Origin of the sequence: Streptomyces sp. NPDC059895 (assembly GCF_042731035.1) — a bacterium.
Lineage (GTDB): Bacteria > Actinomycetota > Actinomycetes > Streptomycetales > Streptomycetaceae > Streptomyces.
In genome coordinates this window covers 67475-93426 of the sequence record NZ_JBHWKO010000015.1, presented here as the reverse complement: position 1 = coordinate 93426, position 25952 = coordinate 67475, and the positions used below count along the sequence as shown (strand labels likewise).

General features: G+C 72.6%; 23 protein-coding genes. 16 read left to right on the top strand and 7 right to left on the bottom strand.

Features of this window, described 5'->3' with window-relative positions; translation table 11 throughout:
* The first annotated feature begins 3 nt into the window (after positions 1-3).
* The 5 genes from ACFV9M_RS19405 (at position 4) to ACFV9M_RS19385 (ending at position 6968) form a co-directional block, all read left to right on the top strand.
* The gene (locus tag ACFV9M_RS19405) at positions 4-1137 is read left to right on the top strand and encodes a gala protein (RefSeq protein WP_385064733.1); all 1134 of its coding nucleotides are present in this window, start codon (positions 4-6) and stop codon (positions 1135-1137) included.
* Positions 1134-2969, top strand: coding sequence for an ankyrin repeat domain-containing protein (locus tag ACFV9M_RS19400; RefSeq protein ID WP_385064735.1), 1836 nt, complete (start codon positions 1134-1136; stop codon positions 2967-2969). Before ACFV9M_RS19405 ends, ACFV9M_RS19400 begins: the two co-directional genes overlap by 4 nt.
* Entirely contained in the window at positions 2966-4180 is a 1215-nt protein-coding gene (locus tag ACFV9M_RS19395) for an AAA family ATPase (RefSeq protein ID WP_385064738.1), read from the top strand. The genes ACFV9M_RS19400 and ACFV9M_RS19395 overlap by 4 nt, the downstream gene beginning before the upstream one ends.
* Before the next feature lie 11 nt (positions 4181-4191).
* Positions 4192-5388: a VWA-like domain-containing protein gene (locus tag ACFV9M_RS19390; RefSeq protein ID WP_385064741.1), complete on the top strand. Its 1197-nt coding sequence runs from the start codon at positions 4192-4194 to the stop codon at positions 5386-5388.
* A gap of 128 nt (positions 5389-5516) precedes the next feature.
* Complete coding sequence (locus tag ACFV9M_RS19385) at positions 5517-6968, top strand: hydrolase (protein ID WP_385064743.1); 1452 nt, start codon at positions 5517-5519, stop codon at positions 6966-6968.
* 62 nt (positions 6969-7030) lie between these two features.
* Here the strand turns inward: ACFV9M_RS19385 and ACFV9M_RS19380 are convergent, their stop codons facing one another.
* Entirely contained in the window at positions 7031-7246 is a 216-nt protein-coding gene (locus ACFV9M_RS19380; RefSeq protein WP_385064746.1) for a DUF397 domain-containing protein, read from the bottom strand.
* Complete coding sequence (locus tag ACFV9M_RS19375) at positions 7243-8178, bottom strand: helix-turn-helix domain-containing protein (RefSeq protein WP_385064783.1); 936 nt, start codon at positions 8176-8178, stop codon at positions 7243-7245. The genes ACFV9M_RS19380 and ACFV9M_RS19375 overlap by 4 nt, the downstream gene beginning before the upstream one ends.
* A gap of 151 nt (positions 8179-8329) precedes the next feature.
* On the opposite strand from ACFV9M_RS19375, the gene ACFV9M_RS19370 reads away from it, so the two are divergent.
* From ACFV9M_RS19370 to ACFV9M_RS19355, 4 genes are all read left to right on the top strand, one after another.
* The gene (locus tag ACFV9M_RS19370) at positions 8330-8839 is read left to right on the top strand and encodes an ATP-binding protein (protein WP_385064748.1); all 510 of its coding nucleotides are present in this window, start codon (positions 8330-8332) and stop codon (positions 8837-8839) included.
* An 80-nt stretch (positions 8840-8919) separates the two neighbouring features.
* Positions 8920-9177 carry a hypothetical protein gene (locus ACFV9M_RS19365; protein ID WP_385064751.1) on the top strand — a complete coding sequence of 86 codons (258 nt, stop codon included), beginning with the start codon at positions 8920-8922 and terminating at the stop codon, positions 9175-9177.
* Positions 9174-9554, top strand: a complete 381-nt coding sequence (locus tag ACFV9M_RS19360; protein WP_385064754.1) for a hypothetical protein — start codon at positions 9174-9176, stop codon at positions 9552-9554. Before ACFV9M_RS19365 ends, ACFV9M_RS19360 begins: the two co-directional genes overlap by 4 nt.
* Before the next feature lie 368 nt (positions 9555-9922).
* The gene (locus ACFV9M_RS19355) at positions 9923-13357 is read left to right on the top strand and encodes a HelD family protein (RefSeq protein WP_385064757.1); all 3435 of its coding nucleotides are present in this window, start codon (positions 9923-9925) and stop codon (positions 13355-13357) included.
* Positions 13358-13411: 54 nt separating this feature from the next.
* Here the strand turns inward: ACFV9M_RS19355 and ACFV9M_RS19350 are convergent, their stop codons facing one another.
* Positions 13412-14215 (bottom strand): VOC family protein, encoded by an 804-nt coding sequence (locus ACFV9M_RS19350; protein WP_385064760.1) that lies wholly within the window; start codon positions 14213-14215, stop codon positions 13412-13414.
* Positions 14216-14519: 304 nt separating this feature from the next.
* Here ACFV9M_RS19350 and ACFV9M_RS19345 point away from each other — a divergent pair, with 304 nt between their 5' ends.
* Complete coding sequence (locus ACFV9M_RS19345) at positions 14520-15371, top strand: sulfurtransferase (RefSeq protein ID WP_385064763.1); 852 nt, start codon at positions 14520-14522, stop codon at positions 15369-15371.
* 123 nt (positions 15372-15494) lie between these two features.
* Here ACFV9M_RS19345 and sepH read toward each other — a convergent pair whose 3' ends face one another.
* The 3 genes from sepH to ACFV9M_RS19330 all read right to left on the bottom strand — a co-directional run bounded on the left by sepH (position 15495) and on the right by ACFV9M_RS19330 (position 19460).
* Positions 15495-16526 carry a septation protein SepH gene (sepH, locus tag ACFV9M_RS19340; RefSeq protein WP_385070565.1) on the bottom strand — a complete coding sequence of 344 codons (1032 nt, stop codon included), beginning with the start codon at positions 16524-16526 and terminating at the stop codon, positions 15495-15497.
* Positions 16527-16942: 416 nt separating this feature from the next.
* On the bottom strand, positions 16943-18262 hold the full coding sequence (locus ACFV9M_RS19335; protein ID WP_385070567.1) for a D-arabinono-1,4-lactone oxidase: 1320 nt from the start codon (positions 18260-18262) through the stop codon (positions 16943-16945).
* Positions 18222-19460 (bottom strand): MFS transporter, encoded by a 1239-nt coding sequence (locus ACFV9M_RS19330; protein WP_385070570.1) that lies wholly within the window; start codon positions 19458-19460, stop codon positions 18222-18224. The genes ACFV9M_RS19335 and ACFV9M_RS19330 overlap by 41 nt, the downstream gene beginning before the upstream one ends.
* 320 nt (positions 19461-19780) lie before the next feature.
* On the opposite strand from ACFV9M_RS19330, the gene ACFV9M_RS19325 reads away from it, so the two are divergent.
* Positions 19781-20908: a ferrochelatase gene (locus ACFV9M_RS19325; RefSeq protein ID WP_385070572.1), complete on the top strand. Its 1128-nt coding sequence runs from the start codon at positions 19781-19783 to the stop codon at positions 20906-20908.
* Between the two features lie 8 nt (positions 20909-20916).
* Entirely contained in the window at positions 20917-21732 is an 816-nt protein-coding gene (locus ACFV9M_RS19320) for an inositol monophosphatase family protein (RefSeq protein ID WP_385070574.1), read from the top strand.
* Positions 21733-21803: 71 nt separating this feature from the next.
* Here the strand turns inward: ACFV9M_RS19320 and ACFV9M_RS19315 are convergent, their stop codons facing one another.
* Positions 21804-21977: a hypothetical protein gene (locus ACFV9M_RS19315; RefSeq protein WP_385070576.1), complete on the bottom strand. Its 174-nt coding sequence runs from the start codon at positions 21975-21977 to the stop codon at positions 21804-21806.
* 416 nt (positions 21978-22393) lie between these two features.
* Here ACFV9M_RS19315 and ACFV9M_RS19310 point away from each other — a divergent pair, with 416 nt between their 5' ends.
* From ACFV9M_RS19310 to ACFV9M_RS19295, 4 genes are all read left to right on the top strand, one after another.
* The gene (locus ACFV9M_RS19310) at positions 22394-23047 is read left to right on the top strand and encodes a response regulator transcription factor (RefSeq protein WP_003993508.1); all 654 of its coding nucleotides are present in this window, start codon (positions 22394-22396) and stop codon (positions 23045-23047) included.
* 4 nt (positions 23048-23051) lie between these two features.
* The gene (locus tag ACFV9M_RS19305) at positions 23052-24287 is read left to right on the top strand and encodes a sensor histidine kinase (protein ID WP_385070580.1); all 1236 of its coding nucleotides are present in this window, start codon (positions 23052-23054) and stop codon (positions 24285-24287) included.
* A 396-nt stretch (positions 24288-24683) separates the two neighbouring features.
* On the top strand, positions 24684-24980 hold the full coding sequence (locus ACFV9M_RS19300) for a DUF4193 domain-containing protein (protein WP_003993510.1): 297 nt from the start codon (positions 24684-24686) through the stop codon (positions 24978-24980).
* Positions 24981-24993: 13 nt separating this feature from the next.
* On the top strand, positions 24994-25935 hold the full coding sequence (locus ACFV9M_RS19295) for a hypothetical protein (RefSeq protein WP_385070583.1): 942 nt from the start codon (positions 24994-24996) through the stop codon (positions 25933-25935).
* Positions 25936-25952 lie beyond the last annotated feature (17 nt).

Sequence of the window (25952 nt, the reverse complement as noted above, 5' to 3'; positions counted from 1 at the left end):
GTGATGACGCAGCCGACACCCGTACGCTGCCCGGCGATCGAGCACCCGGACATCCCGGTCGTCGATCCCTCCCGGCTGGACCCGCTGCTGGCCCGGCTGAGGTCGGCGCGAGCGGTCGGCACCGACGAGACCTTCCCGCTCGGCACCGTGCGCGCCGACGGGCGGGTCGACCTGTGCAAGCAGGGCCTGGGCCCGGCCGGCGCCGCCCGCCTGATGCCCGTCGCCGCCTCCTCCCCGCACGCCGCGCACGTCCTGCTCGGCACCAACTCCATCGGAGACGACGGAGCCTCGACGGTCGCCCGGGCACTCGCCGACGGCCACGGCCTGCGCACGCTCTACCTCGGCTGCAACCGCATCGGCCCGGAAGGGGCCGCCGCGCTCGCCACCGCGCTGTCGACGGACGACACCGTCCGCGCCCTGTGGCTCAAGCGCAATCCGGTGGGCGACGACGGCGCCCTCGCCCTCGCCGCGATGCTCCGCCGCAACACCACGCTGCGCACCCTCGACCTGGTCAACACCGGCCTCACCACCGCCGGGCTGCGCGTCCTGCTCGACGCCCTCACCGGCCGACCGCGCCCGGTGGAGCGCCTCTTCCTCGGCGGGAACGGCCTGACCGCCGCCGACGCCGGGCTGCTGGCGGCGCTGATCCGCGACGCGGGCGTGCGTGAGCTGTACCTGCCCGCCAACCACCTCGGCGACGAAGGCGCCGCCGTCCTCGCGGCCGCGGCCGACTCCACGCGGCCCGTACGTCTCGGACTGGGCGGCAACGGGATCGGCCCCGCCGGCGCGCGCGCCCTCGCCGGCGCCCTGGCCGGGATCGAGGCGCTCGACCTCGGCCGGCCGCTGTCCGAACGGAGCCTCGGCGCCACCACCAACTCCACCGGCGACGACGGCGCCCGCGCGCTGGCCGCCGCGCTCCCGGGCAGCCCCCTGCGCCGGCTGGAGCTGTGCCACACCGGGCTCACCGGGCGGGGCGCGAAGTCCCTGCTGGCGGCCGTACCGGACGACTCGCCGCTGGAGTACGTCGGGCTGGGCCCCGGCCTGCCCCGGAAGGTCAAGCGGTCCTTCACCCAGCGCCTGCGGCCCGCGGCCGGGGCCCACCCGGACCTGCGCGCGATAGGAAGTGTCTACCGTTGAGCCCCCGCCCCGAACTCCTGAGCTTCCCCCCTGAGGAGGCGGCGAGCCGACGGCGGATCCGCCGCTACGCGGTGCCCCGGGACATGATCGAGCGCGCGGCCGAACGCCGTGCGGCCGGCGACTGGCGCGGGGCGTGCGCGGCGGCCGGCGTGGACGTCGCCGTCGACCTGCCGGAGGTCGCCGAACACTGCGGCCACGACGTCGCCGCGGCCCTGGAGGACGACCTTCGCCACCTGGTACCGGACCTGGTGCGCTGGCACCTGCCCAGGCTGCTCGGCGGGCGGACCACCCTCGACACCGGCCGGACCGTGGTCCTCGCCCGCTACCGTCCGGTGCAAGCGGACGAACGCCGCCGCTCCACGCCCTACCTCCACCTCACCACGCCCGCGATGATCGAGGGCCCGCAGCGGATCACCCTGCGGTTCCGGACGGTCGCGGACGAGAAGGCCGCAGGCGTCTTCGGGCGAGCCACCGAGGACTGGCGGTACGCCCGGCACCTGTGGGACGCACGGCACACCGCCGAACTGCGCGCGCGGTGCGGCGGCGGCGAACGGCCGCCGTTTTTCCACCCCGACGGCAGACCGCGCACCGCGGACGAGCTGCCCACGGCCGACCCCGGCCGCGCCGACCCGGTGGCCCGCGCCGAATGGGTCACCCTGCTGCACCAGAGGGGCGACGTCCGGGCGGCCTTCACCGCGGTCGGGATCGAACTCGACCTGACACCCACGACCGCCCCCGGCTGGTACCGGGCCGATCCCGAACAGCTCATCGGCGGACTCGCGCTCGACCACACCCGCCTGGCGCCGGAGATCCGCCGGCTGGCGGACGAGGGCCTCGGCGACCGCTTCGTCATCGCCGGTGACTGGCGGACGAACGTCCTGCTGGAGCCGACGGCGTCCGGTCCCGGGGCCGGACTGCGGGCCAGGGCCGCCAACCAGGACGACACCGAGAGCGTGCCCTTCCTGGCCGAAGCCCTCTGGCGCAGGCTCCCCGACCTCGACCTGATGCGGGCCGGCGGGGTCGAGCCGCGGCACCTGCACCCGCTGGTCCGCGAGGCGCTGTTCCCCGCCCTCGACGTCACCGGCGGTCCCGTCGGCCCGCCCGGTCCCGCCGCGCCCGCCCCCGTCCGGGTCAGGTGCCACGGCGCCTGGCACGAGGTGGGGTTCCGCCCGGGCGGTCTGCTCCACATGCCGCACAGCGACGAGGAACAGCGGCGCGAACAGGCCCTGCGCGCGTTCGGCGGCGCCGTCGCCGGATGCTTCGCCGTCCAGCAGACGTGGACGTCGGGCAAGGGCCGGCTACCGAAGGCGCTGCGAGCCCAGCGGCAGGACCTCTTCCTGCGCGCCCAGCACGGCGACACCCACGGCGTGCTCGCCCTCCTGGACGCGGGCGTGGACCCCCGGGTACGCGACGCCGGCGGGCGCACGCTGCTCCACGTGCTGCACCTGCTCGACCACGAGCCGCTCCTGCCCCGGCTGCTCGCCGACGGACTCGACCTCGAGGCGCTGGACCAGCGGTCCCGCACACCGCTGTACGTGGCGGTCAACGACGGCGGTTCCAGAGCCCTCGTGGAGGCGTTCCTCGCCGTCGGCGCCCGGATCGACGTGGTCGACGAGTCGGAGCTCTCGCTGGCCCAGATCGTCCGCCGGTACAAGCGCCATGACCTGGCCTTCCTCCAGAAGCGCGTCCAGGAGGAACACCCGGGCGTCGGCGCCGACTGGTGGGACGAGTGGATGGACGAGAGGGAAGAGGAAGACGACGACGGCGAGGACGAGGAACACGACGACGGCGAGGACGAGGAACACGACGACGGCGAAGACGAGGACCTGTGAGCACCGCCCCCACCGCCCCCACCCCCCGGACCGGGGCGAACCCGCTGGCCGCCGCGGACGACCTCGTCCGCAGACTGCGCGCACGGCGCACCGAACCCGCCGCCAACCCCCAACTGGAGGCCCTCGCCCTGGCCGTGACGGCCAATCAGCCCGTCCTGCTGTGGGGCGAACCGGGCATCGGCAAGTCGGCCGGTCTGGAGCAGCTCGCCGCGGGGCTCGGCCTTCCGCTGGAGACGGTCATCGCCAGCGTGCACGAGCCGTCGGACTTCGCCGGGCTGCCGATCGTCGGGGACGACCCCGCCGTGACCGGTGTGCCGATGGCCCCGCCCGACTGGGCGGTCCGGCTCACCCGTGCCGGGCAGGGCCTGCTCTTCTTCGACGAACTGTCCTCGGCGCCCCCGGCCGTGCAGGCCGCACTGCTGCGGGTCGTCCTCGAACGCCGGGTCGGCAGCCTCGTCCTGCCCGACGCGGTGCGCATCGTCGCCGCCGCCAACCCGCCGTCCAGCGCCGCGGACGGCTGGCACCTGAGCCCGCCGCTCGCCAACCGCTTCGTCCACCTCGACTGGACCCACGACCCCCGCACCGTCGCGCGCGGCATGGCGGGGACCTGGCCGGAGGTGGCCGTCCCCGCGGTCGACCCGGCCAAGGTGCCCGGCGCCGTCGCGCGGGCCCGCGGTGCCGTCTCCGGCTTCCTCACCGCCCGGCCCGGCCTGGTCCACCACATCCCCGCCGACGCCGAGAGCCGGGGCCGCTCATGGCCGTCCCCGCGCACCTGGGAGATGGCGCTGCGGCTGCTCGCGACGGGGTACGCGACCGGCGCCGGCCGCGAGGCGCTGGCCGCCGCGCTCACCGGCGCCGTCGGCGACGGCGCGGGCATCGAACTGCTGTCGTACCTGGAGAACCTCGACCTGCCGGACCCCGAGCGCGTCCTCGCCGACCCCGAGGCGTTCGCGCTGCCCGAGCGCGGAGACCGCCAACTGGCCTTCCTCATCGCGGTGGTCGCCGCCATCCAGAGCGATCTCACCCGGCCCCGCTGGGAGGCGGGTTGGACGGTCCTGGCCAAGGCGGTGGACGCGGGCGTGCCGGACGTGGCCGCCCGGGCCGCCACCGACCTCGCGGCGATGCGCCGGCTCGACTGGCCCGTGCCGCCCGGCATCGACGGCTTCCTGGACCTGCTGCGGATGTCCGGGGCCCTGCCCGGCGGCCGGTGAGGCGCGCGGGCATGCCGGCAACCCGCGGGAACCTTGACATGACGAAGCTGCTCGCCGCCCGCTACCGCGCGGCGAGTGACCGGCCGTATCTCGCGTCGGCCCTGTACGCCCTGACCCTCGTGCCCAGCCCCGAGGTGCCGACGATGGGCGTCGACCGGCACTGGCGCTGCTACGTGTCACCCGCCTTCGTCGACGCGACCCCCGTGGAGGAGCTCGCGGGCGTGTGGGTGCACGAGGTGGCGCACCTGCTGCGCGACCACCACGGCCGCGCCGACCGGCTCCCCGCCGCCGACCAGCGCGACCGGCACCGCGTCAACGTCGCGCAGGACTGCGAGATCAACGACGACCTCCTCGCCGACGGCCTGCGCCTGCCCGACGGACGCGTCGAACCCCGCCTCTTCGGCCTGCCCGCCGGGCAGTTGTTCGAGGCGTATCTGGAGCGGCTGCCGGCGCACGTACGCGGCCACGACTGCGGATCGGGCGCCCACGGCCGCCCGACGCCCTGGGAACTTCCGGGATCCGCCGGTCCCACCCCGCTCGGCGAGGTCGAGGCCCAGGCGCTGCGCCGGCACACCGCCGAGGCGATGCGCGCCCACCAGCGCAGCCGCGGCACCCTGCCCGCGGGCTGGCAGCGCTGGGCCGAGGAGGTCCTCGAACCCACGGTGGACTGGCGGCAGGCGCTGTCCGGCGCCGTCCGGGAGGCCGCCGCCTGGGCCGGCGGGGCCGTCGACTACACCTACCGCCGCCCGTCGCGCCGCACACCGGCGCTGCGCGGCGTCGTCCTGCCGAGCCTGCGCCGTCCGCTGCCCCGGGTGGCCGTCGTCGTCGACACCTCGGGCTCGATGGGCGACGCGGAACTCGCCGCGGCCCTGGGCGAGGTCACGGGCGTCCTGCGCGAGGTCGGCGTACGGGGCAACCGCGTCACCGTCCTCGCCTGCGACGCCGACGTGCACGCCGTCTCCCGGGTGACGGCCACCCAGCAGATCGCCCTCGGCGGCGGTGGCGGCACGGACCTGCGCGTCGGCATCGCCGCCGCCCTCGCCGCCCGGGACCGCCCGAGCATCGTCGTCGTCCTCACCGACGGGTACACGCCCTGGCCCGACGAAACTCCGTCCTGCCGCCTCGTCGCCGCCCTGATCGGCCCCGAGGCACCCCAGCCCCCGGGCTGGGTGGAGACCGTGCGCATCCCCGCCGGCTCTCCCACATAGCGGTCCGCCATCGTGCACGATCGCGACCACAACGCACCAGAACGGGGCAGCCGGTCCCGCCCCTTCGGGCACTCATCGTGCCCCATCGCTTCCTGACTAGGCACCATTGCTACGTTTAAAGTCCGGGAGTGAGCCTCTGGACTTCCCTCGAACCCGCCTCCGCGACCGTGGACCCGGGTGACAGTACGACGGTACGGCTGCGTCTGCGCAACACCGGTGACGTGGTGGACGAGTACCGCTTCGAGACGGTGGGCTCTGTCGCCCCTTATACCGTCGTGGAGCCGCAGTCGCTGCGGTTGTATCCGGGGACGACGGGGTCGGTGGAGCTGACGTTCGCTCCACCGCGTACGCCGGATGCGGTGGCGGGGCCGAATCCGTACGCGGTGCGGATCACGCCGACGGAGCATCCGGAGGCGACGACGGTTCCCGAGGGGAACCTCACCATCACCCCCTTCACGGAAGTGCGGGCGGAGTTGGTGCCGCCGACGGTGAAGGGCCGTTTCCGCGGCCGTCCGAGACTGGCCGTGGACAACCTGGGCAACACGAAGCTGACGGCGTCGGTGAGCGGCAGCGACAACGGTGATCAGTTGTCGTACGACATACATCCGAGCAATGTGCAGATCGAGCCGGGCCGCGCGGCGTTCGTCGAGACGACGCTGAAGCCGCGGCAGATCATCTGGTTCGGGTCGGCGGAGCAACGGCCCTACACCCTGGCGGTGCAGCGGTCGGGTGTGACGCCGCTGGCCGTGGAGGGCACGTATGTGCAGCGGGGTTTCCTACCGCGCTGGCTGGCGGTCTTCCTCAGTTTCTCCATGGCGCTGGCGATCACGGCCGTGATGCTGTGGATCGCCTACAAGCCCCAGGTCCGCAGCGTCGCCACCGAAAGGCTCGAGCAAGCCGCCATCAGTACGCTGCCGCCTTCCGCCTCACCGACCCCCGAGGCGCCGAAGGCCCCGTCCGCCGACGTCGCGGCCCCGGCCGTGACCGAGACACAGCAGGCCGGCGGAGACGGGGCCGGAGACGGGGCCGGAGACGCGGCGGGGGGTGGTGGTTCCGAGGAGGAGGAGACCGAGGCACAGGAGGAGACCGCGGCGACCGCGGTCCTGCAACTGGCCGCGAAGGACCCGAGCGCACGGCACATCTGCTACCGCGTCTACACGTCGGACCAGGGCTGGTCCGACGCCGTGTGCGACGGCGTGACGGCGGGCTCGGCGGGCTCGGGGATACCGCTCAAGGCCGTCAACATCGCCGTGTCCGCAACCAACGGCACATCCGGCAACGCCTACGTCCACAACCCCGCGTCGACCAATGGCGAGGGGTACTACCCCGGTCCCTGGACGAGTGCCGCCGACGGCGTCGACAACTACGTCGGAAGCACCGAGAAGGACGCCCCGAACATGCTGGGACACATCATCACCGTCGATGGCGGCGCCAGCACCGTCTGCCAGTCCGCCTACGTCCAGGGCGACGGCTGGACCAGCTCGGTGTGCAGCGACCCCAGCTCCACCACGTACAACTTCAGCTACGCCGGCACCTGGGACAACGACTCGTGGATCGAAGCGCTCAAGCTGACGGTGTGATCCGCGCACGAGAGCCCTGCCGTCCGTAAGGAACCGGCAGGGCTCTCACGACCGTACGCGGGTCAGACGGACGCCTCCGACGAGGCCGGCCCGACGAATCCCGCCCAGGCCTCACGCGAGACCGTGAGCACGGGGCCCGCCTCGGCCTTCGAGTCCCGGACGTGCACAACTGCCGTAGCAGGCGCGACCTCTACACAATCACCGCCCTCGGTTCCGCTGTAGCTGCTCTTGAACCAGGCGAGGCCGGAGGCGACGGTCGAGGACTCAGCGTTGTTCATAGCGATCCCAGCAACCCTTCGATGAGGTCCAGAGACTCTCGCGGACTGAGAGCCTGTGATCGGATAATCCCATAGCGGGCGGCGGTCAGGACCCCTTGCTCCGGGTCGGTCTGTAGTGAGCCGATGCCTTGTGCCTCGGCATACACGAACTTCTTGCCGTCCTTCCGCGTCACCACGGTGAACGGTCCGTTCACACCGGCATTGTCCTCACGGTCGATCGGCATGACCTGGATCTCGACGTTGCGCCTCTGCCCGATCAGCAGCAGGTTCTCCAACTGCCCGCGCAGCACGGCCTTGCCTCCGTAGGGGCGCCGCAGGATCGCCTCGTCGAGCACGAAGCTCAGGAGTGGAGCGGGCCGACGGTCGAAGATGTCCTGCCGGGCCAAACGCGCCGTCACTCGCTGCTCGATGGTCTCCTCGTCCAGAGGGGGACGCCTCATGGCGAGCAGCGCCCTCATGTACTCCTCGGTCTGGAGCAGACCCTTGACCACCAGGGTGTCGTAGGCGAGCAGTTCGATGGCCTCCTTCTCCAAGGTGGCCATCCCCTGGAAGAACACCGGATACTGCGCCCGCTCCACCTGTTCCTTCCACAGGCACAGCAACCCGCCCGCCCCCAGCACCTCGTCGGCCCGCTCGATCGTCCGGGGTGACGGAATCCTCCGCCCCTGCTCGAACGACGCGACCGTGGACGCCGAGTACCCGAGCCGCCGCCCGAACTCCCCGCGCTCCAGGCCCTCCCGCAGCCGCAGCGTCTTCATGGTCTGCCCGAACGCGACGACGACGCCTCGTCCGGCGTCCTCCTCCGGTCGCCGCCCGGCCCCGTCGTCGTTGTCCCAGCCGTCCCCGAGACTCACGACCGTTCCCGAGTCGCCGTTCCCCTGCGATCCGGAAGCCGCCTCGGCCTCCGCCACCGCGTCCTCGCGCTCCGCCATGTCCATCACCGCCTCCTTGCCCCAACGCCCCCGCACGGGACGCCGTCACGGCGCGCAGCGCGTACTCGCGCGGACACGGCACGTACAGCCGCCCCTGTCGCTGCGTCACCGCTGGTCACGCTACGCGACCGGCGGGACCGTGAGGGGCGTGATGACGAAACCCATCAATCCCACCGACACCACCCAACCCGCCACCCCTTGCGCCTCCGCGAAGGTGCCCCCGCCACCTGGCCGTTCCTTCGGGATGCGCTTCACCTCCACGCCCCGCGGAGCCCGCCTCGCCCGCCGCCTCGCGGCCGACCGCCTGGACGCGTGGGGCATCCTGTACGGCGCCGACCCGCACGACGCGATGGTGCTGATCGTTGCCGAGCTCACCGCGAACGCCGTGAGCCACGGCCATGTCCCCGGCCGGGACTTCCGCCTCCGCCTCCACGCCACCCCCGACGGCCGCACCGTACGCGTCGAGGTCACCGACACCCGCACCGAAGGCCGTCCCCGCCGCCCCGCCTTCCCGGGGGGTGCCGACGGCACCGAGGAGACCGGCCGCGGGCTGTTCCTCGTGTCGCAGCTCGCGACGCGCTGGGGCTGGTACCCATCCCCGGACGGCCCGGGCAAGACCATCTGGGCGGAGTGCCTCCTTCCCCGGCCCGTCCAGTGGTGAGCTCTCCGACCACGCGTACACCCGCCTGGACGGGTACGTACCCGTACCCGTACCCTCGGAGGCTGCCTGAGGAGGTCTGCATGCCCGATGCCAACATCCGCATCCCCGCCGATGCCCGCGACCGGCTTGCCCGGATCGCGTCCGCCGAAGGCATGTCCCTGCGGGGCTACCTGTCGCACCTCGCCGAGACGCTGCTCACCCCGGAGGAGCGCGCCGCCCGCGCCGAGCAGGCGCGCGCCGCCCTGCGGACGTGGAACGGTTACGACCCGAGTGTGAGGGAACAGGCCGAACTCGACGCAGAGCTGGACCGACGGCTCGGTGAGGCGGGGGCCAGGTGACCGAGGCTCTGCACATCGTTCTGGACGGGACGGCGATGGTGGCGGCGGGCCGGGGGAACGTGCTCGCCTCACGCCTGATCCACCGAGCGCATGCCGAGGCGAACTGGTTCCTTTACGCCCCCGTGTGTGCGCTGGTGGAGGCCGATCGCGTACGGCCCGGCACGGCGGAGCACCTTGCCGCACTTCCCGGCATCACACTGCTGGACCTGGATCTGCCCGCCGCGCTCGCCGTGGCTCGCGAGACGTCCTGGGCTCCCGCCCACACCCGCTACGCGGCCGAGCCGACGGCGGAGCGGCCGAACGGGGCTGTGGTCGCCACCACAGTTCCTGACGCGTGGAAGGGGCAGCCCGTACGGGTGATCGACCTCAGCGCCTGAGGCGTTCCGGGCGACGCGAGTGGCGCTTCGCCGTCCCGCCCAATCGCTGAAACCTGCACGGGCGAGGGACCGGCAACGGGGGTTACCGGTCCCTCACCCATGACCGGATCGCCCTGGAAGCGGCCGTCGACGCGGCCCTCGTCACGGAGCTCTCCGCGCCCGATGCGGTCGTGGAGTTTCCGCAGCCGAGGGGCGTGGAGAGCCCGCCCCTCGAAGAGGCACCGACGTGCTGAGCGGGCGCACAGCGCACGGTACCGGCGGCAACCGGTTCTGACCTGCTGATACCTCGTACGACGACGTGATAGATCTGTGGAGGGGATCGGGCGCGATGCGCCCGATGCGGTCCAGGGACCGTGAGGGAGGGGACCATGAGCGAGCCCGCGCACGCGGACGTCATCGCCTTCGAGCAGACGAAGGTGGACATCGCCTACGACTGCTACGAAGCCCGGCTGGCCCGGATGAGCGGCACGTCCGTCGCCCAGGCGTCCGCCACCGGGAAGGACGGCATCGCCAACCGGCAGGAGGCCGAGAAACAGGCCGAGGCCTACGGAGGGCTGGGCGGTGAGAGCCTGGTCATCGGCCGCGTCGACACCGGTGACCCGGCCGAGTCCACCACCACCTGGTACATCGGGCGGCGAGTCGTCTGGGACGACGACCACAACCAGGTGGTACTGGCCTGGACCAACGGGCTTGCGAAGAAGTGGTTCGACGCGTCACCGGCATCGCCCGGGGAGGTGGTGCTGCGGCGACGCCTCATCTGCTCCCAGCGGGTCGTCGACGACTACGCCGACGACATCGCTCCGGCCGCCTCCACCACGGCCACGCCCGCTCCGGCGAGTGCCGTACCCGGGCCGCGCACCGAACCGGAGACGGCCGAGCAGCCGGCGACCCCCCGACGACCGGCCGCCCAGGGCGAGGAGGCCGGACAGGACACCCCCGGACGCCCGGTCCTCACCCCCGGTGACATCGCCCGCATCCAGCGCCGCAAGCCCCTGCAGCCCGACGACTTCCTCCTGCGCGACCTGCGGCGCTCGCGCAGCGGCCGCATGCGGGACATCGTCGAGACCATCCGGCGCGACCAGATGGCCCTCGTCACCGGGGCGCCCTCCGAGATCCTCGTCGTCCAGGGTGGTCCGGGAACCGGAAAGTCCGCGGTCGGTCTGCACCGTGTGACCTGGCTGGTGAACAACGACCACTTCAAGGCGCGGGACATCCTGGTCATCGGCCCCCACCAGCGATTCCTCGACTACGTCGGCCAGGTTCTGCCCACTCTCGGCACCCGCGACGTCAACGCCGTACAGCTGTCCCGCCTGTGGGACGGCGACATCCGGGGCACCGACAGTGCGCGTACCCGGCTGGTGAAGTCCGACGAGCGCATGGCCGCCGTGCTGCGGCGGCGCGTCGAGGGCGAGTACCGTACGGCGGCCCTGGACGATCTCACCACGGCACCCTCCTACGAGGGCGACGAACCCGCGTTCGTCGTCACCGTGGGCGGCACGACCCTGCGGGTGGCCCGCTCGGAGCTCCTCACCACCCTGGAGGCGGTGCAGCGGGGCGGCGGCTCCTACCGTGAACGCCGCGACCGGTTCCGCGGTCTGCTCGTCGACCTGCTGCTGCGTGAACTCGTCGCCGTCGCCCCGCGCCGCAGCCACGACCGCACGATCCGCCGTGACCTGGAGCGCAACCGGCGGGTCGAGCGCCTCGTCGAACGCGTCTGGCCGTCCCCGAGCCCGGCGGAGGCCCTCCGCACCCTCTACGACTCCCCCCAACTGCTCCGGGCCTGTGCCGAGGGCGTCTTCGACGAGGCCGAGCAGGGCGTCCTGCACCGCCCGCGCGCGGCCAAGGCCGACGAGGAACCGTGGACGCTGGACGACCGGGTCTGCCTCGAGGAACTCCGCCACCTCATCACCGGCGAGACCCCGCGTCACTACGGGCACGTCATCATCGACGAGGCCCAGGACCTGACGCCCATGCAGGCCCGTTCGCTGCGCCGCCGCCTCGCGGTCAACGGTTCCATGACCGTGCTCGGCGACCTGGCCCAGGCCACCGGGCCCCACACCTACGCCGACTGGGACCGCCTCGGCACGCTCCTGTCCGACCACGGGGACTGCACGCTGGCCGAGTTGAACACGAGCTACCGCGTGCCGGCCGAGATCATGGATTTCGCCGCCCCGCTCGCTCGTGCGATCGCGCCCGCGCTGCCGTACCCCCACGCCGTGCGTGACGCCGGGGCCGATGCCGTCCGCGTGGTCCGGACCGGGCCGGACGCGCTCGTCGCCGAGACACTGACCCATGTCCGCCGCCTGATCGGCACCACCGACGGCCGCAGTCTGCGCTCCGTCGCGGTCATCGTCCCCGACGACTCCGCGTGGGCCACCGAGATCGACCACCGGTTGGCCGAGACGGACGGCATCACCGCCGAGGAACGCCAAGCGGTCTCCGTGCTCCCCGCGTCGCAGGCCAAGGGCATGGAGTTCGACCACGTCCTCGTCGTCGAACCGTCCGCCGTCGCCGGCCCGGAGCCGGTCGGACTGCGCCTGCTCTACATCGCCCTGACCCGCAGCACCCAGAGTCTGACGATCATGCACTCCGCCCCTCTACCGGCGGCGCTGACGGGCACCGACGGCAACCGGCCGTCCGAGACCGAGCGCCTCCGCGATGCGGAGACGGAAGGGAATGACATTCCGCGCATCGGAACCGACCTGCGCGTACGGGTGGTCTCCCTCAGCGGTGGCATGTACAGAGCCGAGTCCCTCGACGTCGCCGTCGACCGCCCGCTCTTCGTGGCCGTACGGGACGGCGCCGTGCCGCCGGCCGTCGGAACGGAACTGGACGCGTGGGTGCTGCGCCATTCCATGAACGCCACGTTCGTCACGGCCGACGACTTGGGCCGCCGACCCATCTCGCCCACCATGCTGGAGCGCTACCTGGACGCCGTGGGAGTCGTCGACGAACTGACGGCGGGTGACGTCCCGGACAACGCCCGCTCCCGCCTCTCGGAACTCAAGGGCATGGCCACCCGCTGCCTCAAACTCGACCAGCGTGACTGGCTGGACGTATGGCGTGTTCTCGGTTCCCCCGACAAGCCTGGCCTGAACCGGCTCCTGAATCTGAGCGTGAGCACCAACCACGCCTTGAAAGCAGGCACGTTCACACCCGAGGTGTTCCGGTCGGAACTGGCGAAGAGCGGCTGGCGAGAGGCCCTGACCGCCGCGCGGCAGACCCTGAGGCAGCGGCTCACCGCCCCGGCCGGGGAGGCGGACCCCCGGCCGCAGCCGCAGAGCCGCCCCACTGACACCCCCGAACCTCACGAACCGTATGAGCAGCCCCGGCAGATCGCGCCGAAGGAGTCCGGCACCATGACCACCACCGTGCAGACAGCCGATCCGGCCACGGCCCTGCTCCAGCACCTGGAGGCGGCCGTCGCCGCCGACCGCGCCTGCAAGACCCACGAAGCCGTGCGCTTCGAACTGATGGCGGCCCTCCTGCGCGCGGACCGCCAGCCCGAGGCCTCCGCTGTCGTCGACGTCAGGTGCGTCACCGACACGGGGCTCACCCTCTACGAGGTCCTCGGTGCCGGCCGGACCTCCCACGCCGACCTCCGCGCAGGCGCGGCGCGGCTGCTGGAGGTCGAGCACGCGATGTCGGCCAAGGCCGACCACCTCTGCCTCGTACTCACCGGACCGCCGGCCGAAGCGTGGTCCGCCGACTCCATCCGTGATGTGTTCACGGTCGACGTCATCTGGCGCACCCCCGGCGGCTGGGAGGGCGGCGAAGCCAGGACGGCCCTTGGAGTGGACTGAGGGGCACATGAGCGGCCGGGGGCAAGGACGGGGGGCGGTCCGTCCCCGTCCGCGTCAGCGCGGGCTCCGGACCAGCGCGAACCGTGCGCCCTCCGGGTCGGCCACCGTCGCCACCCTGCCGTGCGCCGTGTCGTGCGCCGGCGCGAGGACCTGCCCGCCCAGGTCGCTCAGCACACCGAGCGCCTCCTCGACGTCGGCGACCTCGAAGTACGTCAGCCAGTGCGGTCCCCGGTCGCGGGGCAGCGTCCGGCCGAGGCCGCGGATGCCGGCGACCGGGCGGCCGGCGATGCGCAGGGTGACGTAGTCGGTGTCCTCGGCGACCGCGCGCTCCCGCTCGTAGCCGAACACCGTCTCGTAGAACTTGGCGACGCCCGCCGACTCGAAGGTCAGCAGTTCGTTCCAGGCGGGCGTGCCGGGCACGCCGCTGATGTTCGTGCCGAGGTGGGCGGCCGCCTGCCAGATGCCGAAGACGGCGCCGGAGGAGTCGGAGCCGATGGCCATGCGCCCGGCCTCGGCGGCGTCCAGCGGGCCCACTCCGATCGTGCCGCCGCACAGGCGCACCGTTTCGGCCGTCCTGTCGACGTCGTCCGAGGCGAGGTAGGGGGTCCAGGCGATGGGCAGGCGGCGGTCCGGGGGCAGTTGGCCGATGCCGGCCACCTCGCGGCCGTCCAGCAGGGCCCGCACGTAGGGGCCGAGTTGCTGCGGGCCGGGCTGGAACTCCCAGCCGAACAGGCCGCCGTAGAACTCCTCGGTCGTGGTCAGTCCGTGCACCATCAGGCTCACCCAGCAGGGTGTGCCGGGCGCGTACCGGGCGTGTGCCTCGCCGTCTCGTCCGGCCGATCCACGTGCCTCGGTCATCGTCGCTCTCTCCTCGGCCCCTCGCGGTGGCCGCGTCGCTGCCGCCCTCCGGCCCTCGTGCCGATGCTCGCACCACCCGGGGTACCGCGCGCCCCGGGCGCGCCGCCGCCGCGCGGTCCGCGCGGTTCGCGCGGGGAGGGTGCCCGATATGCAGTTACTGGGCCGTTTCGGCGTCATTTCCGGCAGTTGTAGAGCTGCTGTACGGAATGTGTCCGAACCTGTACGTCTGGTGATCGGTCCTGTCCGGCGGAGCAGAGTAGCCGGACCCCGGCGGCGGGGCCACCCCGTGCGCAAGGATGGGGCCATGAACGCCATCATCTCCGCATCCGAACTCGCGAGCGCCCTGGCGGGGGAGAACCCGCCGGTCGTGCTCGACGTCCGTTGGCAGCTCGGCGTGGCGAAGGCGGCCGGGGAGCCGCCGTTCGACGGCCGGGCCGCGTACGCCGCCGGCCATCTGCCCGGCGCCGTCTACGTCGACCTGGACCGGGAACTGGCCGGCGCGCCCGGCACGGGCGGCCGCCATCCCCTGCCCGACGTCGAGGAGTTCGGCGCCGCGATGCGCCGGGCGGGCGTGTCGGCGGCCCGGCCGGTGGTCGTGTACGACGGCGGCCAGGGCTGGGCGGCGGCCCGCGCGTGGTGGCTGCTGCGCTGGACGGGTCACCCGGACGTGCGTGTCCTGGACGGCGGGCTGCCCTCCTGGACGGGGGACCTCTCGGTCGACGCGCCCGTGCCGGCGGAGGGCGACTTCCGGCCGGCGCCCGCGTCCGACGGCCTCCTCGACGCGGACGGCGCCGCGGCGCTCGCCCGGTCCGGTGTGCTGTTCGACGCCCGCGCGGGGGAGCGGTACCGGGGCGAGGTCGAGCCGATCGACCCGGTCGGCGGGCACATCCCGGGCGCCGTCTCCGCGCCGACGAACGACAACCTGGGCCCGGACGGCCGCTTCCTGCCGGCCGAGGAGCTCGGGGACCGGTTCAAGGCGCTGGGAGCGGTCGACGGCACGGCGGTGGGCGTGTACTGCGGCTCCGGCGTCTCCGGCGCCCACGAGGTACTGGCGCTGGCGGTGGCGGGCATTCCGGCGGCCCTGTACGTCGGCTCGTGGTCGGAGTGGTCGTCGGACCCGTCCCGGCCGGTCGCCGTGGGTCCCGACCCGCAGTGATGCGAGGCACGCCAGTGATGTGAGGCACGCCAGTGATGTGAGGCACGCCCGGGGGGCCGCACCGAACGGTGCGGCCCCCCGGGCGTATGACTCCTCGTGCGGACCGGCGACGTCCTGAGGGACCTACTCCTGCTTCTTGCGCCGGGTGCCGAACACGATCTCGTCCCAGCTCGGCACCGCCGCGCGGCGGCCCGGGCGGACGCCGTCGGCCTCGGCCTGGCGGTCGGTGGCGCCGACCAGGCGGTCGCGGTGGCTGGTGACGGAACGCGGCATGAGGACGTCCGCGTAGGCGGAGCCGGCGGACGCGGCGGGCGCCGGGGGCTCCTCCACCGCCGGTTCCTCGGCGGGCTCCTCCGGTTCCTCCGACGGCCGTTCCGGCACGACCAGGTCCCCGCGGAAACTCGGGACCGCCTCCAGCAGGCTGGTCAGCGAGTCCCGCTCCCGCTCGCCGGTGATCTCCTCGGCCGGTTCGGAGGCCTGCGCGGGCAGGCTCGGCCGTTCCAGGGCACGGTCCATCGAGCGGTCGCGCGGCAGCCGGGCGATGCGCGGCACGAACGGAAAGCTGGGCTCCGGAGCGGCCAGGTCGTCGGACTCGCCGATCAGGGACCGGGCCTCGTCGTCGACGGCCTGGACGAGGCGGCGCGGCGGGTCGTACGTCCAGCTCGCCGAGTGCGGTTCACCCGCGACCCGGTAGACGAGGAGGACCTCCCACGTGCCGTCGTCCCGGCGCCAGGAGTCCCACTGGACGGTGTCCTTCTCGGCGCCGCGCAGCAGCAGCCGCTCCTGGACGGCCTCGCCGAGCTGGGGTCCCGCGTTCTCGCCGGGCCGGCGGACGGGTGTCTTGCGGGCGCGCTCGGCCATGAAGGCGCGCTCGGCCAGAACCGGACCCTCGAAGCGGCGGACGCGGTCGACGGGGATGCCCGCCATCTGCGCGACTTCCTCCGCCGTGGCACCTGCTCGTATACGCGCCTGGATGTCACGGGGGCGGAGATGGCTCTCCACCTCGATCTCGATCTGGCCGAGGCGGGGACGGTCGCCGCGGACGGCGGCGCGCAGACGCTCGTCAATCGGAAGCGTGTACTCCGTGCTGTCCGCAGCCTTCAGCACCAGCCGTGTGCCGTCATTCGAGACGGCCACGACACGCAGTTCGGGCATGGGGACCTCCCGGGTGGTGCCTGCCGACGTCACGTGCGTCGCTGCTTCCGCTAGTCGAGTGTGGCCTGCCCGGGTGCAGCCTGCCACAACCTTGCCGAGTTGCCCGGCGTGTCGGGCACGGGCCCTGGTTCGCCGTTATGTCACGGTTACCATTTCACCACGCTGAGTGACCAACTCGGTCACCCTGTGCAACTCGTCCCCTCCTGGCGGTCCAGCAAGGCCCCGGACACCCTGGCGGGAGACCGGGCCCAGGGCTCGAAACAGTACTCCATTCGGGCCACGCGCGTGGATCGGCGCGCCGCCCAACTTCTGGCAAGAGGTGCGACTTGACCGCCCCCTGCCCGATTTCCACGATCTTGAACGTGGCGAACTTCACCCAACCGCCCGAAACGGAACCAGCCACCCGACCCGGGCCGCTACGCCCCCAGGACCCTCCTCAGGTAGTCGTTCCCGAACAGGCGGTCGGGGTCCAGCCGGTCCCGCAGCGCGGTGAACTCCGCGAACCGCGGGTAGACCCCGGCGAGGTCCTCGGCGTTGCGGGTGTGCACCTTGCCCCAGTGCGGCCGCCCGTCGTGCGCGGTGAAGATGCGCTCGGCCGCCGTGAAGTACGGCTGGTACGGCGTGCCCTTGGCCATGTGGACGGCGATGTAGGCGCTGTCCCGTCCGGAGGCGGTCGACAGCGTGATGTCGTCGGCCGGCGCGGTGCGTACCTCGACGGGAAAGCCGACGCGCAGGCCCGAGCGGTCCACCATCGCCTTCAGCTCGCGCAGCGCCCCCGTCACGGCCGCCCGCGGCACGGCGTACTCCATCTCCACGAACCGCACGCGGCGCGGGGAGGTGAACACCTTGTACGGGATGTCCGTGTAGGTGCGCGCGGACAGCGCCCTGCTGGAGACCCGGGCGATCGCCGGGATCGTGGCGGGCGCCGCCCGGCCGACCCACTGGGCCGCCTGGAAGACGCCGTTGGAGAGGAACTCGTCCTCGAACCAGCCCGCGAGCTGCCCCACCGGCCTGCGCGGGCCCGCGCTGCGGTTGTTGCGCTTGGTGTTGGTGCTCCCGGTGTGCGGGAACCAGTAGAACTCGAAGTGCTCGTTCTCCGCCCAGAGGGCGTCGAAGTCGGCGAGCACCGCGTCGAGCGGCATCGGCTCCTCCCGCGCGGTGAGCAGGAAGACCGGCTCCACGGCGAAGGTGATCGCGGTGACGATGCCGAGCGCGCCCAGTCCGATCCGGGCCGCGGCGAAGATCTCGGGGTGCCTGTCCTTCGAGCAGGTGAGGACCGAACCGTCGGCCGTGACCAGTTCCAGCGCCGTGATCTGGGCGGCTATGGAGCCCGACTCGCGGCCGGTGCCGTGGGTGCCGGTGCTGATGGCCCCGGAGACGGTCTGCTCCATGATGTCGCCCATGTTGGTGAGCGACAGGCCCTCGCGCGCCAGCGCCAGGTTGAGCCTCCTGAGCGGGGTGCCCGCCTCGACCGTGACGGTCATGTTCTCGCGGTCGACGTCACGGATGCCGGTCAGCAGATGAGGGCGGATCAGCACCCCGTCGGTCGCGGCTATCGACGTGAAGGAGTGGCCGGTACCGACCGCCTTGACCTTCAGCCCGTCCTCGGCGGCCCGGCGCACGGCCTCGGCCAGTTCACCGACGGAGGCGGGCGCGACCTCCCGGGCGGGGCGGGCGGAGACGGTGCCGCCCCAGTTACGCCACGTGCCGTTCTTCCCGCTCGCTGTGCTGCTCAACGGTGCCTCCCCGACCCGGAGCCGGCCTGCCGAGCCGGCGGTACCCCAGGAAACCGACGGCGGCCGCGACGGCACCGGCCACCGCCGGCACCCCGTACCCGGCCCGCGCGCCGGCCGCGTCGATGACCCAGCCGGCCGCGGAGGAGCCGAGCGCGACGCCGACGGCGAGCCCGGTGCTCACCCAGGTCATGCCCTCGGTCAGTTGCGCCCGCGGTACGTGCTCTTCGATGAGGGACATGGTCGTGATCATCGTCGGAGCGATGGCCAGACCCGCAACGAACAGCGCCACGGCCAGGAACGGCAGGTTCCCGACCAGTAGGAGGGGGATCATACTCACGGCCATCATGAACACGCCCAGCAGCCAGCGCCGTTCCGGCGCCCCCTTGAAGCGCAGCAGCCCGAACACCAGGCCCGCCGCGCAGGAACCGGCCGCGTAGAGAGCCAGGACGACGCTCGCGGCGCCCTTGTGGCCCTGCTCGTCGGCGAAGGCGACGGTGACCACGTCGACCGCGCCGAAGATCGCCCCGGTCGCCACGAACGTCGCCACCAGGACCTGCAGACCCGTCGAGCGCATCGCCGTGCCGCCGCCCTGCCGCGCGCGCGGGTGCGGCTCCGGTTCGGTGGCCCGCTGGGCGGTCAGCCAGAAGACGCCGACGGCGAGGAAGCACGCCGCCAGCAGGGGCCCGGCCTCGGGGAACCAGGCGGTGGACAGCCCGATGGAGATGATCGGCCCGAAGATGAAGCAGACCTCGTCCACGACGGACTCGAAGGAGTACGCCGTGTGCAACTGGGGGGTCCCCCGGTACACGGCCGCCCAGCGGGCCCGGATCATGGCGCCGAGACTCGGCACGGAGCCGATCCCGGCGGCGCACACGAACAGCACCCAGTCCGGCCAGTCGAAGTGCGCGGCCAGCAGGAGCCCGGCCGACGCGGCGAGCGCGACCAGGGTCGCGGGGCGCAGCACCCTGCGCTGGCCGTACTGGTCCACCATGCGCGAGATCTGCGGTCCGATCGCCGCGGCCGCCAGCGCGATGGTCGCCGAGAGCGCGCCCGCCAGGCCGTAGCGCCCGGTCAGCTGGGAGACCATCGTGACCACGCCGATGCCCATCATCGACAGCGGCATCCGGCCGAGGAACCCCGCGGCGGAGAAACCCTTGGAGCCGGGGGCGGCGAACAGGGCGCGGTAGGGGCTGGGCACGGAGGTCTCCGGGGGGTCCGGTCACGCGTGCGGGGCGGCTCGGCACGGCGCGAGGAAAGGCGGTTCTGCGGGGCTCGGTCGGCATGCGGGGGACGCGACCGCGCGGGTAAGGCGCGAACGCGGACCATACAGCTTACGAGTTAGGCAACCCTAACGCACCTCTCCTTCACGCCCTTCACGCGGGCTCCGGCCCGGCCCACCGCCGACCGCGGCTCCCCGCCCGCCAGGCCCCCGCGCCGCCCGGGAGGACGGGGCGGCGGACGGCCGCGGTCCGGCCCCGCCGTTTTCCGGCTGTCAGTGCCGGGTGGCAGGATCGAGACATGCCAGACGCGCTCGATGCCACCCCCTACGACGCCCTGCTCCTGCTCTCCTTCGGCGGACCGGAAGGCCCCGACGACGTGGTCCCGTTCCTGGAGAACGTGACGCGCGGGCGCGGCATCCCCAAGGAACGCCTCAAGGAAGTCGGCCGGCACTACTTCCAGTTCGGCGGGGTCAGCCCCATCAACGACCAGAACCGCGCCCTGCTGGACGCCCTGCGCAAGGACTTCGCCGACCACGGCCTGGCCCTGCCGATCTACTGGGGCAACCGCAACTGGGCCCCGTACCTGACGGACACCCTGCGCGAGATGGTCACCGACGGCCGCCGCCGCGTCCTCGTCCTCGCCACCAGCGCCTACGCCTCCTACTCCGGCTGCCGCCAGTACCGCGAGAACCTCGCCGACTCGCTGGCCGCCCTGGAGGCCGAGGGCCTCCCCCTGCCGAGGGTCGACAAGCTGCGGCACTACTTCAACCACCCGGGCTTCGTGGAGCCCATGACCGACGGTGTGCTCCGCTCCCTCGCCGACCTCCCCGAGGACGTCCGGGACGGCGCGCACATCGCCTTCACCACGCACTCGATCCCCACGGCCGCCGCCGACACCTCCGGCCCCGCGGAGGACCACGGCGACGGCGGCGCGTACGTCCGGCAGCACCTGGACGTCGCCCGGCTGATCGCCGACGCCGTCCGCGAGCGCACCGGCGTGGACCACCCCTGGCAGCTCGTCTACCAGTCGCGCTCCGGGGCCCCGCACATCCCGTGGCTGGAACCCGACATCTGCGACCACCTGGAGGAGCGGCACGCGGCCGGCGTCCCGGCGGTCGTGATGGCCCCCATCGGCTTCGTCTCCGACCACATGGAGGTCCTGTACGACCTCGACACCGAGGCCACCGCCAAGGCCGGCGAACTGGGCCTTCCCGTGCGCCGCTCCGCCACCGTCGGCGCCGACCCGCGCTTCGCCGCCGCCGTCCGCGAGCTCGTCCTGGAGCGCGCCTCCAGCGAGAGCGGCCGTCCGGTCACCCCGTGCGTCCTGGGCGCGCTCGGCGCGAGCCACGACCTCTGCCCGGTCGGCTGCTGCCCGGCCCGTGCCCCCCGGCCCGCCGCGGCGGGCGCCGACAGCCCCTACGCCTGAGGACCGCCGTGACCGACCCCCTGCACACGGACCTGCTCGACCTCGCCCTGCGGGCCGCCCGCCGGGCCGGCGAGCTGCTGCGCGACGGCCGCCCGGCCGACCTCGCGGTCGCCGCCACCAAGTCCAGCCCCATCGACGTGGTCACCGAGATGGACATCGCGGCCGAGAAGCTGATCACCGGCCTGATCGCGGAGCACCGCCCCGACGACGGCTTCCTCGGCGAGGAGGGCGCCTCCAGCGAGGGCAGCAGCGGCGTCCGCTGGGTGATCGACCCGCTCGACGGCACGGTCAACTACCTCTACGGACTGCCCACCTGGGCCGTCTCCATCGCCGCCGAACAGGACGGCGAGACGGTCGTCGGGGTCGTGGAGATCCCGATGCGCGGTGAGACCTTCCACGCGGTGCGCGGAGGCGGGGCCCGGGCGACCGGCGCCCGCGAGGCCGAGCGCGTCCTCGCCTGCCGCCCCACGGCGCCCCTCGACCAGGCGCTGGTCTCCACCGGGTTCAACTACGTCACCGAGGTGCGCGCCCACCAGGCCGACGTCGCACGACGGCTGATCCCGCTGCTGCGCGACATCCGGCGCGGCGGCTCCGCGGCCGTCGACCTGTGCGACGTGGCCGCCGGCCGCCTCGACGGGTACTTCGAGCGCGGACTGCACCCCTGGGACCTGGCCGCGGGCGACCTGATCGCCCGGGAGGCGGGCGCGCTGACCGGTGGACGCCCCGGAGAGCGCCCCTCGCGCGATCTGGCGGTCGCGGGTACCCCGGGCGTCTTCGAGCCCCTCCAGCGGCTGCTGGAGGACTTCGGCGCCTGGCACGACTGAGACGGGCACCGCCCACGCGAGGGGGCCCCGGCGCTGGATTCGCCGGGGCCCCCTCGCGTGCGCGAACTGCGTCAGACGGCGGACGCGCCGACCTCCACACCGTGCTCGGCGGCGAGGCGGCGCAGGTCGTCGAGCTCGCCCTGCTCCACCTCGACGAGGAAGTCGTCGCCCTCGTCACGAGCCCGCGTCAGGTCGGACTCGGTCGCCTTTATGCGCTGCAGAAGTCCTGCGGTGAATGCGTCCATGCTGCGCCCCCTCGTCCTTGGGTCGTGGGTCGGTGGCACGGGGGTGTGCCGGTTGGGAAGAGGCGATCACGTCTCCGGTGGATGCCCAGCGCGCTGCCCCGCTGGGCGGCGACGGTGCCGGGCACCCACGCCCGCTCTGCGGAAAGCGGTCGGAGTGCCACATGGTGCTGCGGCACATGCAGAGCGTGATCGCGGGGTGTAAAGCCGTCCTCCCCCACCTCTCTTCTGCGGAAACCTCAACCCGACGAGAAAATCTCGCATTCCCGGGCCCCCACCCGTCGTTCATGGCCCGGGCCCTCCGCCTTACCGCCGACTTATGGCCGAAAAGGGCAGGATGGGAGCACACACTCACCAAGACCCCTGCCCGCGTGCGCCCACGGAGCGCCCCATGGGCGGACACAGGAAGGACAAGCGACGTGCGCGTACTCGTCGTCGAGGACGAGCAGCTGCTCGCCGATGCGGTGGCCACCGGACTGCGCCGGGAGGCCATGGCCGTCGACGTCGTGTACGACGGTGCGGCCGCCCTGGAGCGCATCGGCGTCAACGACTACGACGTGGTCGTCCTCGACCGCGACCTCCCGCTCGTGCACGGCGACGACGTCTGCCGCAAGATCGTCGAACTCGGCATGCCCACCCGCGTGCTGATGCTCACCGCGTCCGGCGACGTCAGCGACCGGGTCGAGGGGCTGGAGATCGGCGCCGACGACTACCTCCCCAAGCCCTTCGCCTTCAGCGAGCTCATCGCGCGCGTGCGCGCCCTCGGCCGGCGCACCAGCGTGCCCCTGCCGCCCGTCCTGGAGCGCGCCGGCATCAAGCTCGACCCCAACCGCCGCGAGGTCTTCCGCGACGGCAAGGAGGTCCAGCTCGCCCCCAAGGAGTTCGCCGTCCTGGAGGTGCTGATGCGCAGCGAGGGCGCCGTGGTCTCCGCGGAGCAGTTGCTGGAGAAGGCCTGGGACGAGAACACCGACCCGTTCACCAACGTCGTGCGCGTGACCGTCATGACCCTGCGCCGCAAGCTCGGCGAACCCCCGGTGATCGTCACCGTCCCCGGCTCCGGCTACCGGATCTGATCCCGTGGCCGCCACCCCGGCGCCTCCCCAGGCGCCTCCGAAGCCCACCTGGGACCCCAGGAGGCCCCAAGCCCCCTTTCCATGGTTGCGCCCGACCATCCGGATACGGCTGACACTGCTGTACGGCGGGATGTTCCTGATCGCGGGCATCCTGCTGCTGTCGATCATCTACCTGCTCGCCGCGCACGCGCTGAACGTGGGCAGCGACCTGCCCTTCAAGATCGTCTCCGGCGGGGTGACGAGCGACGTCTGCAAGGTGCGCAGCGCCGAGCTGCCCGCGTCCGAGCTCAACCAGGCGCTGAACGACTGCGTCAACGAGCAGCGCCAGCACGCCCTGGACGACCTCCTCAGCCGCTCCCTCCTCGCCCTGCTCGGCCTGGCCGTCATCGCCTTCGCCTTCGGCTACGCGATGGCCGGCCGTGTCCTGAGCCCCCTCGGCCGGATCCTGCGCACCGCCCGCGCGGTGGCCGGCTCGGACCTGTCCCGCCGTATCGAGCTGGACGGACCGGACGACGAGCTCAAGGAGCTGGCCGACACCTTCGACGACATGCTGGAGCGCCTGCAGCGCGCCTTCACCGCCCAGCAGCGCTTCGTGGGCAACGCCTCGCACGAGCTCAGAACCCCGCTCGCGATCAACCGCACGCTCCTCGAAGTGCACCTGTCCGACCCGAACGCGCCGGTGGAGCTCCAGCAGCTCGGCAAGACGCTCCTGGCCACCAACGAGCGCAGCGAGCAGCTCGTGGAGGGCCTGCTGCTGCTCGCCCGCAGCGACAACCAGATCGTCGAGCGCAAACCCGTCGACCTCGCCGAGGTCGCCGGACAGGCCATCGACCAGGTGCACGGCGAGGCCGAGGCCAAGGGCGTGGAGATCCGCGGCGCACGGGACACGGCGATCGTGCAGGGCAACGGCGTGCTGCTGGAGCGGATCGCCCTCAACCTGCTGCAGAACGCCGTGCGCTACAACGTTCCCGAGGACGGCTGGGTCGAGGTGACCACCGAGGTCCGGCACGGGCAGGCGGTGCTCGTCGTGTCGAACACGGGACCGGTCGTGCCGGCGTACGAGATAGACAACATCTTCGAGCCCTTCCGGCGGCTGCGCACGGAGCGCACGGGGAGCGACAAGGGGGTCGGGCTCGGTCTGTCCATCGTGCGGTCCGTGGCGCGGGCACACGGCGGTCACATCACCGCCCGGCCGCGAGAGGGAGGAGGGCTCGTGATGCGGGTCACCCTGCCTCTCTGAGATCATGTGGCCGACACACGCGGGGATGTTCGCTTTGCGCGGAATTTTCAGGGCTGTGATCCAGCTCCCTCGTGTGTGATCGATCACAAGCGCGATTTTCCAGCCATATACTCAGAGTGATCATGAAGGCGGTCGGAAAGCCCGGAAACTCCGGGTTTTCGGGGGTCCTGATCACGGGAAGTACACGGTGAGGCGCCTTTGTAGTGCGACATTCGGACCGTGTACGGTCCCCAACGCCATCCAAGCCGATCACTCAAGAGGAGTCCGGTTGGGTGTCGATTGAGTAACAGACCTTGATGTGAGGCAAAATCTCCGCCTCGAGGCGGGCACAAGTCCGGCCTCTCACGCGTTACGTGCGCTGGAGACACCGCAGACACCCAGAGGGGGAGAGGCGAAATGGCAACCGATTACGACACCCCACGCAAGACCGATGACGATGTCGATTCCGACAGCCTTGAAGAACTGAAGGCCCGGCGGAACGACAAGTCCGCCTCCGCCGTCGATGTAGACGAGTTCGAGGCCGCCGAGGGTCTGGAGCTGCCCGGAGCAGACCTCTCCAACGAGGAACTGGCCGTCCGGGTGCTGCCGAAGCAGCAGGACGAGTTCACCTGCATGAGCTGCTTCCTCGTGCATCACCGCAGCCAGCTGGCCCGCGAGAAGAACGGCCAGCCGATCTGCCGCGACTGCGACTGAGGGCGGGTCGGCCGTGACTGGCTCGACCCCTCCTCGGAAGCGCCGCTTCCTCCTGTCGGGAGCGGACAAGGGGCCGTCCGACGGCCCTCACGGCGTGCGTGACGACGAGCGGGGCTCATCCGGCCAGGGCACTGTCCCGGCGGGATCGGCCTCGCTCGAAGCGACGGGTGACCGGGGTGACCTCCCGGCTCCCGCACCGGGCGCCGCGCCCGTCGCCAGGCGACGGGTGGCGGTGGTCCGGGACAAGGCCGTGGACCTGGCCAGAGAAGGCGTCCGCAAGGGCGGCAGCCGGGCCAGGGCGGGCCTGGCCCATCTCACCGACCGGATCATCGAGATGGCCCCGAGGGTCCCCGTACGGGACCTGCGGACGCTGCGGCGGCAGTTTCCCGGCCTCGGGCCGGAGCAGCTCGCCGACAAACTGGTGGCGGGCGCCGCGAACGCCACGTCCACCGTCGGAGCGGGCGTCGGCGCGGCGGCGATGATGCCCGTGCCGCCCGCGATGCCGACCGAGATCGCAGCGGAGATCACCGGCGTCGCGGCGATCGAGCTGAAGCTGATCGCCGAACTGCACGAGGTGTACGGCGTCCGCCCGCCGGGGAACCTCAAGGACCGCAGCACCGCGTACCTGCGTTCGTGGTCCGGCGAACGTGGCGTCGACGTCCTGAAGCCCGCCTCCTTGAACGGGGCGCTGGGCGGCCAGATGAAGCGCGAACTGCGCCAGCAGATCATGAAGCGCATGGTGCGCGACCTGCCGAACCTGATGCCGTTCCTGGTGGGCGCCGCGGTCGGCGCGCTCATGAACCGGCGCGACACCAAGAAGCTGGCCGCGAAGATCCGGACCGACCTGCGCAAGGTCCAGGTGCCGTGGGACGCACTGCCCGCCCTCCCGCCCTTGGAGAAGCCGGAGAACCCGCTGCCTCTCGGCGACGAGGATTCCGGGCTGTCGGGGAACTGAGCGCATTCCGCGCGGCG

Coding starts and splice junctions, on each gene's coding strand:
- ACFV9M_RS19390 (WP_385064741.1), top strand. CDS start 4,192: ATGCCGGCAACCCGCGGGAACCTTGACATGACGAAGCTGCTCGCCGCC.
- ACFV9M_RS19355 (WP_385064757.1), top strand. CDS start 9,923: ATGAGCGAGCCCGCGCACGCGGACGTCATCGCCTTCGAGCAGACGAAG.
- ACFV9M_RS19350 (WP_385064760.1), bottom strand. CDS start 14,215: ATGACCGAGGCACGTGGATCGGCCGGACGAGACGGCGAGGCACACGCC.
- ACFV9M_RS19375 (WP_385064783.1), bottom strand. CDS start 8,178: ATGGCGGAGCGCGAGGACGCGGTGGCGGAGGCCGAGGCGGCTTCCGGA.
- ACFV9M_RS19405 (WP_385064733.1), top strand. CDS start 4: ATGACGCAGCCGACACCCGTACGCTGCCCGGCGATCGAGCACCCGGAC.
- ACFV9M_RS19315 (WP_385070576.1), bottom strand. CDS start 21,977: ATGGACGCATTCACCGCAGGACTTCTGCAGCGCATAAAGGCGACCGAG.
- sepH (WP_385070565.1), bottom strand. CDS start 16,526: ATGCCCGAACTGCGTGTCGTGGCCGTCTCGAATGACGGCACACGGCTG.
- ACFV9M_RS19370 (WP_385064748.1), top strand. CDS start 8,330: ATGACGAAACCCATCAATCCCACCGACACCACCCAACCCGCCACCCCT.
- ACFV9M_RS19380 (WP_385064746.1), bottom strand. CDS start 7,246: ATGAACAACGCTGAGTCCTCGACCGTCGCCTCCGGCCTCGCCTGGTTC.
- ACFV9M_RS19345 (WP_385064763.1), top strand. CDS start 14,520: ATGAACGCCATCATCTCCGCATCCGAACTCGCGAGCGCCCTGGCGGGG.
- ACFV9M_RS19325 (WP_385070572.1), top strand. CDS start 19,781: ATGCCAGACGCGCTCGATGCCACCCCCTACGACGCCCTGCTCCTGCTC.
- ACFV9M_RS19365 (WP_385064751.1), top strand. CDS start 8,920: ATGCCCGATGCCAACATCCGCATCCCCGCCGATGCCCGCGACCGGCTT.
- ACFV9M_RS19300 (WP_003993510.1), top strand. CDS start 24,684: ATGGCAACCGATTACGACACCCCACGCAAGACCGATGACGATGTCGAT.